This is a genomic window from Streptomyces sp. NBC_00080, from assembly GCF_045041255.1.
In the GTDB taxonomy this organism is placed as follows: Bacteria; Actinomycetota; Actinomycetes; order Streptomycetales; family Streptomycetaceae; genus Streptomyces; species Streptomyces coriariae.
On record NZ_CP108235.1, the window covers coordinates 3,743,004 to 3,759,291 of the forward strand.

At 72.4% G+C, this 16,288-nt stretch carries 13 protein-coding genes and 1 riboswitch; of the genes, 7 read left to right on the forward strand and 6 right to left on the reverse strand.

Annotated elements, in window-relative coordinates; translation table 11 throughout:
- Positions 1 to 116 precede the first annotated feature (116 nt).
- The 4 genes from trpS to OHU34_RS16490 form a co-directional block, all read right to left on the reverse strand.
- Positions 117 to 1,130: a tryptophan--tRNA ligase gene (gene trpS, locus OHU34_RS16475; RefSeq protein WP_142265836.1), complete on the reverse strand. Its 1,014-nt coding sequence runs from the start codon at positions 1,128 to 1,130 to the stop codon at positions 117 to 119.
- 80 nt (positions 1,131 to 1,210) lie between these two features.
- On the reverse strand, positions 1,211 to 2,662 hold the full coding sequence (locus tag OHU34_RS16480) for a glycine hydroxymethyltransferase (protein WP_230194842.1): 1,452 nt from the start codon (positions 2,660 to 2,662) through the stop codon (positions 1,211 to 1,213).
- Between the two features lie 40 nt (positions 2,663 to 2,702).
- Positions 2,703 to 2,793: riboswitch (ZMP/ZTP riboswitch) on the reverse strand.
- A 120-nt stretch (positions 2,794 to 2,913) separates the two neighbouring features.
- A complete protein-coding gene (locus OHU34_RS16485) occupies positions 2,914 to 4,101 on the reverse strand; it encodes a glutathionylspermidine synthase family protein (protein ID WP_142265834.1) in 1,188 nt (395 codons plus the stop codon).
- Positions 4,102 to 4,133: 32 nt separating this feature from the next.
- Positions 4,134 to 4,592: a hypothetical protein gene (locus tag OHU34_RS16490; RefSeq protein ID WP_405766966.1), complete on the reverse strand. Its 459-nt coding sequence runs from the start codon at positions 4,590 to 4,592 to the stop codon at positions 4,134 to 4,136.
- A 129-nt stretch (positions 4,593 to 4,721) separates the two neighbouring features.
- On the opposite strand from OHU34_RS16490, the gene OHU34_RS16495 reads away from it, so the two are divergent.
- The 7 genes from OHU34_RS16495 (at position 4,722) to OHU34_RS16525 (ending at position 14,223) form a co-directional block, all read left to right on the forward strand.
- Positions 4,722 to 5,588 carry a hypothetical protein gene (locus OHU34_RS16495; RefSeq protein WP_142268018.1) on the forward strand — a complete coding sequence of 289 codons (867 nt, stop codon included), beginning with the start codon at positions 4,722 to 4,724 and terminating at the stop codon, positions 5,586 to 5,588.
- Between the two features lie 440 nt (positions 5,589 to 6,028).
- Positions 6,029 to 6,607 carry an antibiotic biosynthesis monooxygenase gene (locus OHU34_RS16500; protein ID WP_230194845.1) on the forward strand — a complete coding sequence of 193 codons (579 nt, stop codon included), beginning with the start codon at positions 6,029 to 6,031 and terminating at the stop codon, positions 6,605 to 6,607.
- A 31-nt stretch (positions 6,608 to 6,638) separates the two neighbouring features.
- Complete coding sequence (locus tag OHU34_RS16505; protein ID WP_230194846.1) at positions 6,639 to 9,005, forward strand: chorismate-binding protein; 2,367 nt, start codon at positions 6,639 to 6,641, stop codon at positions 9,003 to 9,005.
- Positions 9,002 to 10,594: an AMP-binding protein gene (locus tag OHU34_RS16510; protein ID WP_235034552.1), complete on the forward strand. Its 1,593-nt coding sequence runs from the start codon at positions 9,002 to 9,004 to the stop codon at positions 10,592 to 10,594. The genes OHU34_RS16505 and OHU34_RS16510 overlap by 4 nt, the downstream gene beginning before the upstream one ends.
- A gap of 47 nt (positions 10,595 to 10,641) precedes the next feature.
- The gene (locus OHU34_RS16515; RefSeq protein WP_405766969.1) at positions 10,642 to 12,225 is read left to right on the forward strand and encodes a class I adenylate-forming enzyme family protein; all 1,584 of its coding nucleotides are present in this window, start codon (positions 10,642 to 10,644) and stop codon (positions 12,223 to 12,225) included.
- A complete protein-coding gene (locus OHU34_RS16520; RefSeq protein WP_405766971.1) occupies positions 12,222 to 13,400 on the forward strand; it encodes an FAD-dependent oxidoreductase in 1,179 nt (392 codons plus the stop codon). Before OHU34_RS16515 ends, OHU34_RS16520 begins: the two co-directional genes overlap by 4 nt.
- 10 nt (positions 13,401 to 13,410) lie before the next feature.
- Positions 13,411 to 14,223: an aminotransferase class IV gene (locus OHU34_RS16525; protein ID WP_405766972.1), complete on the forward strand. Its 813-nt coding sequence runs from the start codon at positions 13,411 to 13,413 to the stop codon at positions 14,221 to 14,223.
- Positions 14,224 to 14,335: 112 nt separating this feature from the next.
- Here OHU34_RS16525 and OHU34_RS16530 read toward each other — a convergent pair whose 3' ends face one another.
- Positions 14,336 to 14,821, reverse strand: coding sequence for a carboxymuconolactone decarboxylase family protein (locus OHU34_RS16530; RefSeq protein ID WP_405766974.1), 486 nt, complete (start codon positions 14,819 to 14,821; stop codon positions 14,336 to 14,338).
- A 22-nt stretch (positions 14,822 to 14,843) separates the two neighbouring features.
- On the reverse strand, positions 14,844 to 16,286 hold the full coding sequence (locus tag OHU34_RS16535) for a PLP-dependent aminotransferase family protein (protein WP_142265826.1): 1,443 nt from the start codon (positions 16,284 to 16,286) through the stop codon (positions 14,844 to 14,846).
- Positions 16,287 to 16,288 lie beyond the last annotated feature (2 nt).

The following is a 16,288-nucleotide window of genomic DNA, read 5'->3' on the forward strand; positions in this document are numbered from 1 at the left end:
CTGTACGGCCACAGCTGTGCTCTGGGCAGGCGCAGGGAAAGTGATGTGCAGCGCTCTGCCCAGAGGAACAGGTGTGCGGTGCGCCCCGAGTGCTTCCGCGTGCTTCCGAGCGCCGCTCAGTGCTTCGCGGGCAGGAAACCCACCCGCTCGTACGTCCGGGAGAGGGTCTCCGCGGCGACGGCGCGGGCCTTCTCCGCGCCCTTGGCCAGGATCGAGTCGAGCGTCTCGGGGTCGTCCAGGTACTGCTGGGTGCGGTCCCGGAACGGCGTCACGAAGTCGACGACGACCTCGGCGAGGTCCGTCTTGAGCGCGCCGTAGAGCTTGCCCTCGTACCGCTGCTCCAGCTCGGGGATGCCGGTGCCGGTCAGCGTCGAGTAGATGCCGAGCAGGTTGCTGACGCCGGGCTTGTTCTCGGCGTCGTAGCGGACGACCGTGTCGGTGTCCGTGACCGCGCTCTTGACCTTCTTCGCCGTCGCCTTCGGCTCGTCGAGCAGGTTGATGAGGCCCTTCGGCGTGGACGCCGACTTGCTCATCTTGATCGACGGGTCCTGGAGGTCGTAGATCTTCCCGGTCTCCTTCAGGATGTGCGGCTTCGGGATCGTGAAGGTCTCGCCGAAGCGGCCGTTGAAACGCTCCGCGAGGTCGCGGGTCAGCTCGATGTGCTGGCGCTGGTCCTCACCGACCGGCACCTCGTCGGCCTGGTACAGCAGGATGTCCGCGACCTGGAGGATCGGGTACGTGAACAGGCCCACGGAGGCGCGGTCGGCGCCCTGCCTGGCGGACTTGTCCTTGAACTGGGTCATCCGGCCGGCCTCGCCCATGCCGGTGAGGCAGTTCATGACCCAGGCGAGCTGGGCGTGCTCGGGGACGTGGCTCTGGACGAAGAGCGTGCAGCGGTCCGGGTCGAGACCGGCCGCGAGGAGCTGGGCGGCGGCCAGCCGCGTGTTCGCGCTGAGCTCCTTCGGGTCCTGCGGGACCGTGATCGCGTGCAGGTCGACGACCATGTAGAACGCGTCGTGGGTCTCCTGGAGCGCCACCCACTGGCGGACGGCGCCGAGGTAGTTGCCGAGGTGGAACGAGCCTGCGGTGGGCTGGATTCCGGAGAGCACGCGGGGTCGGTCTGAGGCCATGTCCATCATTGTCTCAGAGCGCGGAGACCGCCCGGAACGGGTCCCGGGCGGCCACGGGGGCCGCCCGGGGTGCCGCCGGGTCAGCCGAGGTCGATCTCCGGGTACAGCGGGAAGCCCGCCACCAGGTCGGTCGCCCGCCGGGAGATCTCGTCCGCGACCTTCGCGTCCAGGACGTGGGCGGCCTTCGAGGGGGCGCCCGACTTCGTCGTGCCCGGCTCCGTCGTGGTCAGGACCCGGTCGATCAGGCCGGCGACCTCGTCCATCTCGGCCGTGCCCAGGCCCCGGGTCGTCAGCGCCGGGGTGCCGATGCGGATGCCGGAGGTGTACCAGGCGCCGTTCGGGTCGGCGGGGATGGCGTTGCGGTTGGTGACGATGCCCGAGTCGAGCAGCGCCGTCTCGGCCTGGCGGCCGGTGAGCCCGTAGGAGGAGGCCACGTCGATCAGGTTCAGGTGGTTGTCCGTGCCGCCGGTGACCAGGGCCGCGCCGCGCCGCGTCAGGCCCTCGGCGAGGGCGCGGGAGTTGTCGACGATGCGCCGGGCGTAGTCCTGGAAGGACGGCTGCCGGGCCTCCGCCAGGGCGACGGCCTTGGCGGCCATGACGTGCGGGAGCGGGCCGCCGAGGACCATCGGGCAGCCGCGGTCGACCTGGTCCTTGAGGGAGTCGTCGCACAGGACCATGCCGCCGCGCGGGCCGCGCAGGGACTTGTGGGTGGTGGTCGTCACGATCTGGGCGTGCGGGACCGGGTCGAAGTCGCCGGTCAGGACCTTGCCCGCGACCAGGCCGGCGAAGTGCGCCATGTCGACCATGAGGGTCGCGCCGACCTCGTCGGCGATCTCGCGCATGATCCGGAAGTTCACCAGCCGGGGGTACGCGGAGTAGCCGGCGACGATGATCAGCGGCTTGAAGTCGCGGGCCGAGGCACGCAGGGCCTCGTAGTCGATCAGGCCGGTGGCCGGGTCCGTGCCGTAGGAACGCTGGTCGAACATCTTGCCGGAGATGTTGGGGCGGAAGCCGTGGGTGAGGTGGCCGCCGGCGTCCAGGGACATGCCGAGCATCCGCTGGTTGCCGAAGGCCCGGCGCAGTTCGGCCCAGTCGGCCTCGGAGAGGTCGTTGACCTGGCGGACGCCCGCCTTCGCGAGGGCCGGGACCTCCACGCGGTCGGCGAGGATCGACCAGAAGGCGACGAGGTTGGCGTCGATGCCGGAGTGCGGCTGGACGTACGCGTGGCGGGCGCCGAAGAGCTCGCGGGCGTGCTCGGCGGCCAGCGCCTCGACGGTGTCCACGTTGCGGCAGCCGGCGTAGAAGCGGCGGCCGATGGTGCCCTCGGCGTACTTGTCGCTGAACCAGTTGCCCATCGCGAGGAGGGTGGCCGGGGAGGCGTAGTTCTCCGAGGCGATCAGCTTGAGCATCTCGCGCTGGTCGTGGACCTCCTGGCCGATGGCGTCGGCGACGCGCGGCTCGACGGCGCGGATCACGTCGAGTGCGGCACGGAAGGCGATGGACTCGGTGGAGAGGGACTGCTGCTCGGACATGTCGTCGGCCTCCGGGGGCGTGGCGTGCGGTCACGGTTCTCGGTCTGGCCCAGGCGCACGGCACTCTTGTCGCTCACAGGCCGCTCCCCGATGGTCCGTCCCATCCCAGCGCGCCAGTCACGGCCCGCTCGCCAGCCTACCGGCCACGCCCGAAGCCCAAGGTCCGGCGTCCACCATGCGAGCGACGTCGGACCCGCGCAGGAGCACACCTCCGGTCGCCCCGGAGCAGCCTCGGACCGGGATTGCGGGCCCTAGAGGATCACGTGGGGCAGGAAGCGGGCGTACTCGTCCGTGATCAGGCCGGAGGACTCGCGGATGCCGAGGCCGGCCGACTCGTCCTCCACCGTCCACGCGCCGAGGACGACGTGGTTGCCGTCGAACGTGGGCAGGGGCGCCAACTGCTGGTAGCAGCAGGCCTCGTCGGTGCGCGGGGCGGGATCGCCGCCCGGTGCGTGCAGGGTGACGCCGGCGCCCTCGCGGCCCAGCAGCGGCTTGGCGACATAGCCGGTGGTGGCCGCCAGTTCGCGGGGCCCGTCGAGATAGGCGGGGAGGAGGTTGGGGTGTCCGGGGTACAGCTCCCACAGGACGGCCAGCAGGGCCTTGTTGCTGAGGAGCATCTTCCAGGCCGGTTCGATCCACAGGGTCGTGCCGGTGCCGCCGCCGTTGTCGAGGGTGTCGAGGACATGGCCCGCGAAGCGGTCGGTGGTCAGCCACTCCCAGGGATAGAGCTTGAAGCAGCTGCGGATGAAGCGGAGTTGACGGTCGACGAAACGTCCGGACAGCGGGTCCCAGCCGATCTCCTCCATGGAGATCCAGGCGGTGTCCAGGCCGGCCTGCTCGGCGGTCTCCTTGAGGTAGGCGACCGTCATCAGGTCCTCGCCCAGCTCGTCCGCCGAGGAGTGCGCGAAGTGGAGCGGGCCGCCGGGCGGGAGCAGGGGGGCCTGCTTCTTCCAGGCGGCGACCAGGCGTTCGTGGAGGGAGTTCCACTGGTCGGCGCCGGGGAATCGTTCCTCCATCCAGAACCACTGGGGGGAGGCCGCCTCCACGAGCGAGGTCGGGGTGTCGGCGTTGTACTCCAGGAGTTTCGCCGGGCCGGTGCCGTCGTAGTGGAGGTCGAAACGGCCGTAGACGGAAGGGAGTTCGGCACGCCGGTGCCAGGCCTCGGCGACCGCCGCCGCGAGTCGCGGGTCGGTGATGCCGAGGTCGGCGAGGCGGTCGGTCTCGACGAGGTGGGCGGCGGCCGCCAGGCACATGGTGTGCAGTTCCTCGACGGTCTCCTCCAGCGCCTCGACCTCGTCGAGGGTGAAGACGTAGTACGCGCTCTCGTCCCAGTAGGGGCGCAGTCGGCCGTCGGGGTGACGGGTGAGGGGGTAGACGAGACCCTGGTCCTCGACGGTCCGCTGCCAGTCGGGGCGGGGTTCGATGCTGTGACGTCGCACGGTGCCGGTGTCCTGTTCAGCGTCTCGGGCGCTCAGCCGCCCGAGCTGCCCTTGCCGACACCGCTGCCGCTGTCGCTGTCGCCGCCGAACCCGTTCCGGTCGACTCCGCTGCCGCCACCACTGCTGCCGCTGCCGCCGCTGCTGCTGCCGCCACTGCTGCTCGAACCGGTCGAGCCGCTGGACCCCTTGCCCGGCTTGGTGAAGGAGCCGCCGTCGACCCAGGAGCCCTTCTTTTCGCCGCCGTAGTACCAGGCGGCGTCGGTGGAGGCCGTGGCGGACTTGCCGACCTTGCCGGCCGAGCCGGACTTGCCGGACGTGGACTTGCAGTTCTTGTCGGCGACGACCTTGTAACCCTTGGTGAGGTTGTAGCTGTCGCGGTCGACGCACCGCTTGTCGGGGTCGGAGGAGCAGGCGGACAGGGCCGCCGCGAGCACTCCCATGCCACCGAGTACGACCGTGCCCGAGCGAAGTCTGCGACGCGCGTCCGCCATGTTCCGTCTCCCCGTTTCCGCATCGCCGCTACGACGATTTCCGGCCGTCAGCCTAGACACCGTGCCGCGAGCGACCGAAGGCGGCCCGCCCACCAGCCGCTCCCCTACAGTCCTTTCGTGCTCTTTGGAATGGTGTGTGCCCTCGGCGCGGCGGTCTGCTTCGGTACGGCGACGGTGTTGCAGGCGATGGCGGCGCGGGCGGCCGTCGGCGGGAGCGGCGGGGACGCGGCGCTGCTGCTGCGGGCGGTGCGGGAGTGGCGGTATCTGGCGGGGCTCGCGCTGGACGGGCTGGGGTTCCTGTTCCAGATCGCCGCGTTGCGCTCGGTGCCGATCTACGCCGTGGGGGCGGCACTCGCGTCGAGCCTGGCCGTGACGGCGGTGGTCGCGGCGCGGCTGCTGCGGGTACGGCTGAGCCGGACCGAGTGGGCGGCGGTGGGGGTGGTGTGCGCTGGCCTTGCGATGCTGGGTCTGGCGGCGGGGACGGAGGGCGAGGAGAGCGGACCGCAGGCGCTGCCGTGGGTGATGCTCGGCGCGGCGGGCGGGGTGCTGCTGCTGGGACTGGCCGGACGGCGGCTGACCGGGCGCGCACGGGCGCTGGTGCTGGGCCTCGGGGCCGGTTTCGGGTTCGGGGTGGTGGAGGTGGCGGTGCGGCTGATCGACTCGCTCGCCCCGTCGGAACTGCTCACCGACCCGGCACTGTACGCGCTGCTGCTGGGTGGCGGTGCCGCGTTCCTGCTGCTGACGACGGCTCTCCAGCGGGGGTCGGTGACGACCGCCACGGCCGGGATGGTGATCGGCGAGACGATCGGTCCGGCGCTGGTGGGCGTGGTATGGCTGGGCGACCGGACCCGTGAGGGGCTCGGCTGGCTGGCCGTGCTCGGCTTCGCCGTCGCCGTGGCGGGAGCGCTGGCCCTGGCCCGGTTCGGGGAGGCACCCGAAGCGGCGCCCGTGGCGGAGCCGGCACCGGAGCCGCCGGTCACGCCATCGCCTCCGTGATGCCGTCCCACAGGCGGGTCCTCGCCTCCGGCGCGAGGGTGGCCGAACAGGGACATGAAATCCCGTACCGCGAACACCTGGTGCGCCATGAAGACCACATGTGTTCCCGGCTGCTTATCCGCTGGTAGATCGGATGAACGGCCACTTCCTTTCGGACCGGTTCTATTGCCGAACGAGCCCTTTCGATTCCCTCATGGGTCGGATTCCGATCACACCTGGACGTGGCTCTCGTTCGACGGGGGAGCTCGATCGTGCACTTCTCCCGACGTACCGGCAAGCACTTCCAGGAATCCCGGAGAAGTTACCGGAAGTACCGCCCGACAGAAAGAGTAAAGACCACCGAAAAGGAGATCAAAAGCCGCGTTCCGGGCAGTCGGCGACAGTTGTAGAAGTTTGAAGAACCTGTGAACGCAAGCGCTCTCTCCCGCGTACTCGACGGCGTGACCAGTAATCCCGTCACCGTCACCGCCGCATATCGCGTGGTGCCGGGCCGCGAGGCCGACTTCCACTCCTGGGGGTGGGCCATGCTGGGCGCGAGCGCACGGCAACCCGGCTTCCTGGGGGGCGGTGTACTTGTCGATGGAGAGGCGGAGTGGCATGTGGTCTATCGCTTCGCGACCGAAGGCACGGCCCGGGCCTGGGAGGACTCGGCCGCCAGGGTCGAGTGGGACGGCCGGGCGCTGGGCATCGCCCGGCAGACGGACCGCAGGAGCGTGCGCGGCTCCAAGGCCTGGTTCGACGCCCAGACCCCCGCACCGAAGGCGCCGGCCCCGCCGTCGAAATGGAAGTTATGGTTCGTGAATATGAGCGCGGTTTTCCCACCGGTGCTCCTCTTCAATCTGATCGCGCTTCCCTATCTCGGTGACCTCAACCCGTTCATCCGCACGCTGCTGCTCTGTCTGTGCGTGACGGCCCTGGTCACCTGGATTCTCATGCCTCGCCTTCAGCGTTTCTTCAAGAAATGGCTGTATCCACCGCTCCAGGCGCTTCGCGGACGGCATAAACGACGGACCGCATAGCGCCAGAGAACGACCCCAAGGAGGTGGGCGGGTGAAGACCCTGCTCATCGACAATTACGACTCGTACACGTACAACCTGTTCCAGCTGATCGCCGAGGTCAACGGCGAGGAGCCGGTGGTGATCCTCAATGACGCCCCCGCGGACGCCGTTCCCGATATCTCCGCCTTCGACAACGTGGTGGTGTCGCCGGGCCCCGGGCATCCGTCGAAGACGCGTGACTTCGGCATCAGCGCCGCCGTGCTCGCCGAGTCCCCGGTGCCGGTGCTCGGGGTCTGCCTCGGCCACCAGGGCATCGCGCACGGGGAGGGCGGCCGGGTGGTGTCCGCCCCGGAACCGCGGCACGGGCATCTGTCGGCCGTCCGCCACGACGGACGGGACCTGTTCCAGGGGCTGCCGCAGAACTTCACCGCGGTCCGCTACCACTCGCTGTCCGTACGGGAGCCGCTGCCCGACTCCCTGGAGCCGACCGCCTGGGCGGAGGACGGCGTCCTGATGGGGCTGCGGCACCGCGAACGGCCCCTGTGGGGCGTGCAGTTCCACCCGGAGTCGGTGCTCACCGAATACGGCCACCGGATCCTCGTCAACTTCCGGAACCTGACGGCCGAGCGGGCCCGCAGGCCACGCACGAAGAACACCGCGGTCACCCCGGCCGCGGCGGCTATGCCGAGCCGCAGGGTGACCGTCCCCCGCCCGCGTCGGCCCGACCGGCCCGCCCTTCGGCTGCACACCCGCCGCATCGCCGAGGCGATCGACGCGGAGGCCGCCTTCACGCGGCTGTACGCCGACTCGCCGCGGGCGTTCTGGCTGGACAGTTCCCGGGTCGAGCGGGGACTCTCCCGCTTCTCGTTCTTCGGCGACGACAGTGGTCCGCTCGCCGAGTTCGTCCGGTACGACGTCGAGGCCGGCCTCTGCGAGATCGAGCGGGCGGGACGGCCGACGCGCAAGGTCCGGGCGAGCGTCTTCGACTATCTCAAGCGGCAGCTGGCGAGCCGTCGGGTCGACGCCACCGGGCTTCCCTTCGACTTCACCGGCGGCTATGTCGGCTACTTCGGCTACGAGACCAAGGCCGACTGCGGCTCCCCCAACCGGCATCGCGCCACCACCCCGGACGCCTGCTGGCTGTTCGCCGACCGGCTGATCGCGGTGGACCACGAGAAGGGCTTCACCTACGCGGTCTGTCTGGCGGAGGACACCCCCCAGGCCACCGGCGAGGCCACCGAATGGCTCGAGACCATGCTGGTCCGGCTCACCTCCCTCCCCGCCGAGCCGGACCGGCCCCGCCTGACACCGCCCAGGACGGGCAGGACGCACGGGACGCACGGGACGGGCAGGACGGACGGGACGAGGACGACACGGGGTGCGGCCGCACGTGAAGGCGGCGGGACCGGACCCGGGACGGCCGGAAGCGGACTCGGGGTCGGGGATCACGAGGTCGGGGACGTCGAGCCGTGGCTGGTGCGGGACCGGGCGACCTATCTCGCGGACATCGCGGCCTGCCGGCGCGAGCTCGCGGCGGGCACCAGTTACGAGATCTGCCTGACCGACGCCGCGGTCCTACCCGCTCCGGACGACGCGTACGGCCTCTACCGGGTGCTGCGCCGGGTCGATCCCGCGCCGTACGCGGCCTTCCTGAGATTCGGCGACCTCGACGTGGTGGGCTCCTCGCCCGAACGGTTCCTGCGGATCACCCGGGACGGTGTCGCCGAGGCCAAGCCCATCAAGGGGACCGCGCCGCGCGGTGCCGGTCCGCTGGAGGACGCCCGGCTCAGGGACGCGCTGGCGGCGGACGCCAAGACCCGCGCCGAGAACCTGATGATCGTCGACCTGCTCCGCAACGACCTGGGGCGGGTCAGCCGGACCGGGACCGTGCGGGTCTCCCGGCTCATGGCCACCGAGACGTACGCCACCGTGCACCAGCTCGTCTCCACCGTCGAAGGCCGGCTGCGCGAGGGAACCGACGCGGTGGACTGCGTGCGCGCCTGCTTCCCCGGCGGTTCGATGACCGGAGCGCCGAAGCAGCGCACCCTGGAGATCATCGACGGTCTCGAGACCGAGGCGCGCGGTGTGTACGCGGGTGCCCTCGGCTATCTGGGGTGCAGCGGCGGCGCGGACCTCAACATCGTCATCCGCACGGCCGTCCTGGCCGACGGCCTGATGCGGATGGGGGCCGGGGGCGCGATCGTCCTGGACTCCGATCCGGCCGCGGAGTACGACGAGATGCTGTTGAAGACGGCCGCGCAGATGCGGGCCCTGCGGGAGCACGGCGCGGCGCTCGCCCGGGCGCCCGGGGAGCGGGAGCGGGAGCCGGAGCCGGCCGAGGCACGGGCGGGCGCGGGCCGCTCCCGGGGCACCACCCCCGGCCCCGGCCCGGCCGGCGCGAAGGGGGCCACCCGATGACGCCCCCGCGGTCGACGACGACGTCACAGCCCGCGACCCGGTCGTCCGGTAGCTCCAGAGGCTCCGGTGGCTCCCGTGAGCAGGGGGTGGGCGTCGGGGCCGGGAATCTCGCCGCGGAGCTCGCCGCGCTCGCCGAGCGGAGCGGGTGGGGTGGACGGGCCGCGTTTCATCAGGGGCACCGGGTGTGGACCCACGGTGAGGTGCACGAGCTGGGGGCGCGGGCGGCCGGGGTGCTCACGGAGCTCGGGGTGCGGGCCGGGGACCGGGTGCTGCTGGCGCTGCCCGACGGGATCGCGTGGGTCGCGGCCTTTCTCGGCGTCGCCCGTCTCGGGGCCGTGGCCGTCCTGGTCAATCCCGAACTGCCCGCGCCCGAGCACGCGTTCATGGCCGCGGACGTCGACGCCGTGCTGTGTGTGACCGGGCCGGGTCTCGAGGACCGTTTCCCGGACCGGGCATGCCTCGGCGCCGACCGGTTCCTCGCGCTCGCCCCCGCCGCCGAGCCGGCCGCCGCCCACCCGGTGGACGCGCGGACGCCGCTGTACGTGCAGTACACCTCCGGCACCACGGGCCGCCCGAAGGGGGTCGTGCACACGCACGGCGACCCGTGGGCCTACCACGACCTCATCGGCCGACGGCTGCTCGGGATCACCGAGGAGGACGTCACGTTGTCGGTGTCGAAGCTGTACTTCGCGTACGGCTTCGGCAACGCCTTCGTCTTCCCGCTCTTCTCCGGCTCCAGCGCCGTCCTGGTGGACCGGCGTCCGACATCCGCCGCCGTCGACGAACTCGTGGCCCGGCACCGGGTGAGCCTGCTCTACTCCGTGCCGTCGGCGTACGCGGCACTGGTCGCCGACCGGGGTAGCGGTCACGCGGCCTGTTTCGCCTCGGTGCGTGCCGCGGTGTCGGCCGGCGAGGGCCTGCCGGACGGGCTCGGCGGACGGATCACCGAGTTGCTCGGCGCACCCGTGCTGGAGCAGATCGGGTCGACCGAGGCCGGTCACGCCTTCTGCGCCAACAGTCTCGGCCACGACCGTCCGGGCACCGTCGGGCGTCCCGTGCCGGGGTTCGAGGTGGAGCTGCGTGACCGCGCCGGTCGGCCGGTGCCGGACGGGACGGAAGGGGAGCTGTGGGTGCGCGGGCCGACGGTGACACCCGGGTACCTGAACCGACCCGTGGAGACGCGGCGCACGCTGGTCGGCGGCTGGCTGGCCACCCACGACCGGGCGCGCCGCGAACCGGACGGCACCTACCGGCATCTGGGCCGCACCGACGACATGGAGATGGTCGGCGGGATCACCGTCTCCCCGCTGGAGGTGGAGGCAGTCCTGCGCACCCATCCGGCGGTCCGCGAGGTCGCGGTCGCCGCCGTCCCGGACGGGCAGGGCCGCACCCGCCTGCGCGCCTTCGTCGTCCCGACCACAGCCGCCTCCGCCGCCGGTCTGCCCCGGCTGGAGGCCGAGCTCGTCGCACTCGCGCGGGAGCGGCTGGCCGCGTTCAAGGTGCCGCGGGGCGTCAGCTTCGTCGCGTCGCTGCCCCGTACTCCCACCGGCAAGCTCCGTCGGCACCTGGTGCGCCAGGGGGCGTGGTGAGCGCCTCCCCGTCCGTGTCCCCGTCCGTGTCCGAGAGGAACAGCCACATGTCGCAGCAACCCCTGCTCGCCGACCGCGGGTTCTATCTGGGTCCGTTGTTCCGGCGGGCTGCCGACCGGCACGGAGCCGTCTTCGTCACGCTGGACCGGCCGCTGGACACCCACCCCGACCTCGGGGTCGACCTCGACTACCGGAAACTGGCCGACGTGGTCGAGGAGTTGTCGGGCCGGCTGTGGACGGCCGGGGTACGGCCCTCGGAACAGGTGGTCGTACACAAGACGGACAACGTCGACATCGTGCTGCTGGCCTGCGCGGTCTCCCGTATCGGCGCGGTCCCCGTGCTCCTCTCCCCCGGTCTGGCCGGCCCGGTCGTCGGGCAGCTGCTCGAACGCCTGCGGCAGCCCTGGCTGATCACCGACCGGGCCAAGCTGGAGGGGACGCTGAAGGACGCCGGCATCGCGTCTCAGGTGCGCCGGACCCTCTCCGTCGACGACGCGCCCGGCGCCGAGCCGCTGGCGAAGTACGCCGGCGCCGAGCCGCCCGCTCCCGTACGGCTGCACCCGCGTGAGCCCGCCCTGATCACCCACAGCTCGGGCACGACCGGCGTCCCCAAGCTGGCCGTGCACTGCCCGAACACCATGTGGAACCGGCTGGTGCCGCAGAAGGCGATGGGCTGGCCCACCCGGGGCGAGACCGCCGCGCTGCACATGTCGTTCGTGCACTCGCGCTTCCACCACCTGCTCAGCGTCCTGCTGCACTTCGGCAGCCCGCTGGTGCTGATCACCGACCCGGAGCCGGCGAGCGTGGGTCCGCTGCTGACCCGCCACCGCCCCGGCATCGTCGAGACCCACCCCAACACCTTCGTGCTGTGGGAGGAGTTGGCCGACGCGCCCGGCGCTCCGCTGTCCCGGGTGAAGTCGTACGGCTCCACCTTCGACGCGATCCATCCGCGCACCGTACGGCGGCTGCTGGGCGCCTCGCGTCGGCGTGCGCCGTGGCTGATCCAGCTGTACGGACAGAGCGAGACCGGGCCCGTCGCGTTCCAGTGGTTCACCCGGCGCAGCGCGGAGCGGGCGGACGGGCGGCGGGTGGGGATCGGGATCCCCGGCTTCACCCGGCTCCGGGTGGCGGACCCCGACGGCAGGCCGGTTCCGCCCGGCACTCCCGGGCGGATCGAGGCCCGCACCAGGGGGCGCATCCTCACCTACCTCGGCGCGCGGGCGCAGTACGAGCGTCAACTCGACGGCGACTGGTGGCAGATGGGCGACCTGGGATACATGAGCCGCCTGGGCGCGCTGCATCTGATCGACCGGGAGGTCGACCGGCTCGACGCCGTGCACAGCAATCTGGCGGTCGAGGACGCGCTGATGGAGCGGCTGGAGGAGCTCCGCGAGGTCGTGATCGTGGCCGGCGCGGACCGTGAGCCGGTGCCGGTGGTGTGCGTGCGGGGCGAACAGCCGCTCGACCCGGAGCGCTGGCGGGAGGCGACCGCCGATCTGCCCGCGATGGCCGAGCCGCGCCAGTGGCGGTTCGAGGAGCTGCCGATGACGGCGACCTGGAAGGTGAAGCGGGTGGAGATCACCCGGATGCTGACGCAGCCGGCACAGACCCGGGCGGGCGTGCGCGCGTGAATCCCGTGATCGTGGTGGGCGCGGGTCCGGTCGGCCTGTCGGCCGCGCTGGCCCTGCGCGCGCACGGGCTGCCGGTCGCACTCCTGGAGGCGGACCCCGCCGGCCGTGAACGGCCGGGCAGCCGGGCCCTGTTCGTGCACCGGGAGACCCTGCGGCTGCTCGACGGGATGTCCCCGGGCCTGGCCGCCGAGATCACGGCGTACGGCCGGACCTGGCACACCCGGCGCACCCTCTACCGGGGCCGCGAGGTGTACGCGCGGACCTTCCCGCCCCCGTCCGGGCCGCCGCCCTTCACGAGCCTGCGCCAGCTCGACACCGAGCGCTTCCTGCGCGCCGCGTGCGAGCGGTCCGGGGTGGACTTCGTCTGGGACGCGCGGATCGAGGGTGTCCGCAGCTCCGGGTCGGCTGTGACGCTCGTCGGCGAGGGCGGACGGGAGTGGAGCGCCGGGTATGTCGTCGCCGCCGACGGGGCCCGCTCGGCCGTCCGGGGCGGGCTGGGCATTGCCCTGGAGGGCGTGCGCGGCGAGGGCTTCCATGTCGTCGTCGACGTGGCGGACGTGCCGGACGCCGAGCTGCCGCTGGAGCGGGTCTTCCATTACGAGCATCCGGGCGTCGGGGGCCGCAGTGTGATGCGGGTGCCGTTCACCGGCGGCTTCCAGGTGGACCTCCAGTGCCGCGACGACGACCCGGAGGAAGCCTTCGGCACCGAGGACGCCGTGCGGGAGTGGCTGCCCGGGGTGGTGGGCGACGGGTACGCCGACCGGATCCTGTGGGTGTCGACCTACCGCTTCCTGCGCAAGGTCGCGGCCTCCTTCACCGACCCGCACGGGCGGGTGCTGCTCGTCGGCGAGGCAGCGCATCTGTTCCCGCCGTTCGGCGCGCGCGGCATGAACAGCGGGATCGCCGACGCGGCGGCGGCCGCGCGGGCCGTGGCCGCCGGGACGCCGGAGGCGGTGGCCGCGTTCGCGGACGTACGGCGGGCCGCGGGGCTGTTCAACAGCGAGGCCGCCGGACTGGCCCTGGAGCATCTGCGGCCACGGCGTCGGATCCTGCGGCTCAGACAGCGCGCGGCGGCGGCCCTCGCGCCCGTGCTGCCCTCGTGCGGCTCATGGCTGGAGCACGCGCCGTACGGACCCCGGGGCGGGGCGCCGGCGGTGGCGGGCGGGAAGTACTGAGGAGGACCGAGTGGGTGCACGACCGACCGTCGGCGAGGAGCTGTCGACGTGGACGCCAGGCCGTGGGCTGACCGTCGCCGCGGAGTCCGTGGCGGACGGGCCGCTGCTGGTCGCGGACTCGTGGCTGGTCCGCGGGGGCCGGGTGCGGGGGTACGGCCGGCACCGGGAGCGGTTTCTGCGGGCCTGCGCGGAGTGCGGCGGCCCGGGGCCCCGTCGGCTCGTCGAGTTCTGGCAGGACGTGACGGCGGCGCTGCCGCGCACCGGCGACTGGTTCCCCCGGGTGGAACTCACGGCCGGTTCAGCCGGTTCACGGGAGTTGAGACTGCGGCTGCGGCCCGCCCCGCCGCTCGGCACGGAGGTGCGCCTGTGGTCAGTCGGCCAGCCGGACCGGCGGACCGCGCCCCGCCGCAAGGGCCCGGACCTGGACGTCCTGGCCCGGGTGCGGGGGCGGGCGGTCGACGAAGGGGCGCAGGAAGGGGTGCTGGTCGGTCCGTGCGGGGTGGTGCTGGAGTCGGCCACCGCGAGCGTGCTGTGGTGGGAGGGCGACACCCTGTGCCTGCCGCCGCCCCGGCTGCCCGTCCTGCCCGGCGTGACCGTGGCACTCGTCCGGGAGCGGGCCGCACGGTCCGGGATCACCGTCGCCCACCGGGAGCGGACCCTCGCCGAGCTGGACGGCCGGGAGGTGTGGACGGTGAACGCGCTGCACGGACTGCGACCGGTGACGAGCTGGATCGGCGAGCCGATGACAGCGGGGCCCGCGGTACGGGCGCCGGAATGGCGGGAATGGCTGGAGGGATTGCCGGAGCCGCTTCCGGATCAATAGGGAACGGGGCAAGGAAACGAAAAGGAAGAGCAGAGGACGGGCATCGGCGAATACCGCCGATGCCCCGATTCCACATGGCCCGGAACTGCTTTTCCTGGGATTATGCCCGGAATTACTTCTCGGCCGGTCGATAGGCCCCCGGCGCCATGCGCGTCGCAATGGCGATCCGGTTGTACGCGTTGATGACCGTGGCCGTCCAGATCAGCGCCGCCACCTGGGCCTCGTCGAAGACCTCGGCGGCCTCGGCGTACACCGCGTCCGGCACCTGCCCGTCGTGCACGAGGGTCACCGCCTCGGTCAACGCCAGTGCGGCGCGCTCCCGGGCGCTGAAGAAGGGGGTCTCCCGCCAGGCGTTCAACGCGTAGATCCGCTGCTCGGCCTCGCCCTGGGCGCGGGCGTCCTTGGTGTGCATGTCGAGGCAGAACGCGCAGCCGTTGAGCTGTGAGGCGCGGATCCTGACCAGTTCCAGGATCTCGGGTTCGACCTTGGCGTCCTGGGCGGCGGAAACGGCGGCGCCGTGCAGGGATCCCATCGCGGCGGAAACATCGGGGGTTATCTTCTTGAGGGCCACGCGGGACACGGAATTGCTGTTCGTCATGGGAAGACTGTATCCGGGAAATCTATCCGGGAAAAGGAATTCCGGAGCCGTTCTCACCGAAAGGAAGCGCCGCGCACAACGCGTCCAGCGCGCCGGACCAGGCATGGTCCGGCGGGGTCCCGTAGCCGACGACCAGGGCGTCGAGGGGCTCGGTGACCGCGTCGGGGTGACGGTGGCGGGGGGTGAGGCCGTCGACCGCCAGGCCCTGGTAGGCCGCCGCCCGTACCACCGCCTCCTCCGTACCGGGCGGCAGCCGCAGCACGGCGTGCAGGCCCGCCGCGATTCCGGTGACGCGGATCGCGGGGGCGTGCGCGGCCAGGGCCGCGACCAGAGCGTCACGGCGCCGGCGGTAGCGGATGCGCGCCGCCCGGACATGACGGTCGTACGCGCCCGACGTGATGAACTCCGCCAGCGTCAACTGGTCCAGGACCCCCGAGGTGTCCACTCCGCCCTTGGCCGCCAGCACCTCCTCCGTGACGTCCGGTGGCAGCGCCATCCAGCCCAGGCGCAGGCCGGGAGCCAGTGACTTGCTCGCGGTGCCCAGGTACACCACCTGGCCGGGGTCCAGGCCCTGGAGCGCGCCGACGGGCTGGCGGTCGTAGCGGAACTCGCCGTCGTAGTCGTCCTCCAGGACCAGCCCGCCGGTGTGCCGCGCCCAGTCCACGACGGCCGCCCGCCGGTCGTGGTGCAGCGGCACGCCCATCGGGAACTGGTGGGCGGGGGTGAGCAGGACCGCGCCCGCGCCCTGCGACAGCCCTGGGTCCGTCAACAGCCGCGTGTCCGTGCCGCGTTCGTCGACGGGCAGCGCGGTCATGGCCAGCCCGGCCGCCGCCAGCAGCCTCCAGTGCTCGTCCAGGCCGTACGAGTCGACGGCGATCGTGCGCACCCCGCGCGCCCGCAGGACGGTGGTGAGCAGTCTCAGGCCGTGCGCGAATCCGGCGCACACCACGATGCGTTCGGGGTCGGCGCGCACGCCGCGGGCGCGGGCGAGGTAGCCGGCGAGGGCGGTGCGCAGTTCGACCCGGCCGCGGGGATCGCCGTAGCCGAGGGCGTCGGAGGGGGCGGCGGTGAGGGCGCGGCGGGCCGCCCTGAGCCACTCGGCGCGCGGGAAGGACCCGAGGTCGGGGGTGCCGGGGCGCAGGTCGTAGGCGGGCCGGCGGCGCTCGGGGCGAGGGGGTACCGCGCCCGCGGTCGGGGCGGTCCTCCCCTCGGCCACCCGCGTGCCCGAGCCCTGGCGGGCGGTGAGCCAGCCCTCGGCGACGAGGTCGGCGTAGGCGTCGGCGACCGTGTTGCGGGCGATGCCCAGGTCGGCGGCGAGCGAGCGTGAGGAGGGGAGCCTGGTGCCGGCGGGGAGCCGGCCGCTGCGGACGGCCTCGCGCAGGGCGTCGGTCAGGCCCCGGCGCAGGTGCGGTCCGGTCGGTTCCAGATGCAGGTCGACACCGAAAGTGGCCCATGATCTCGCCATGG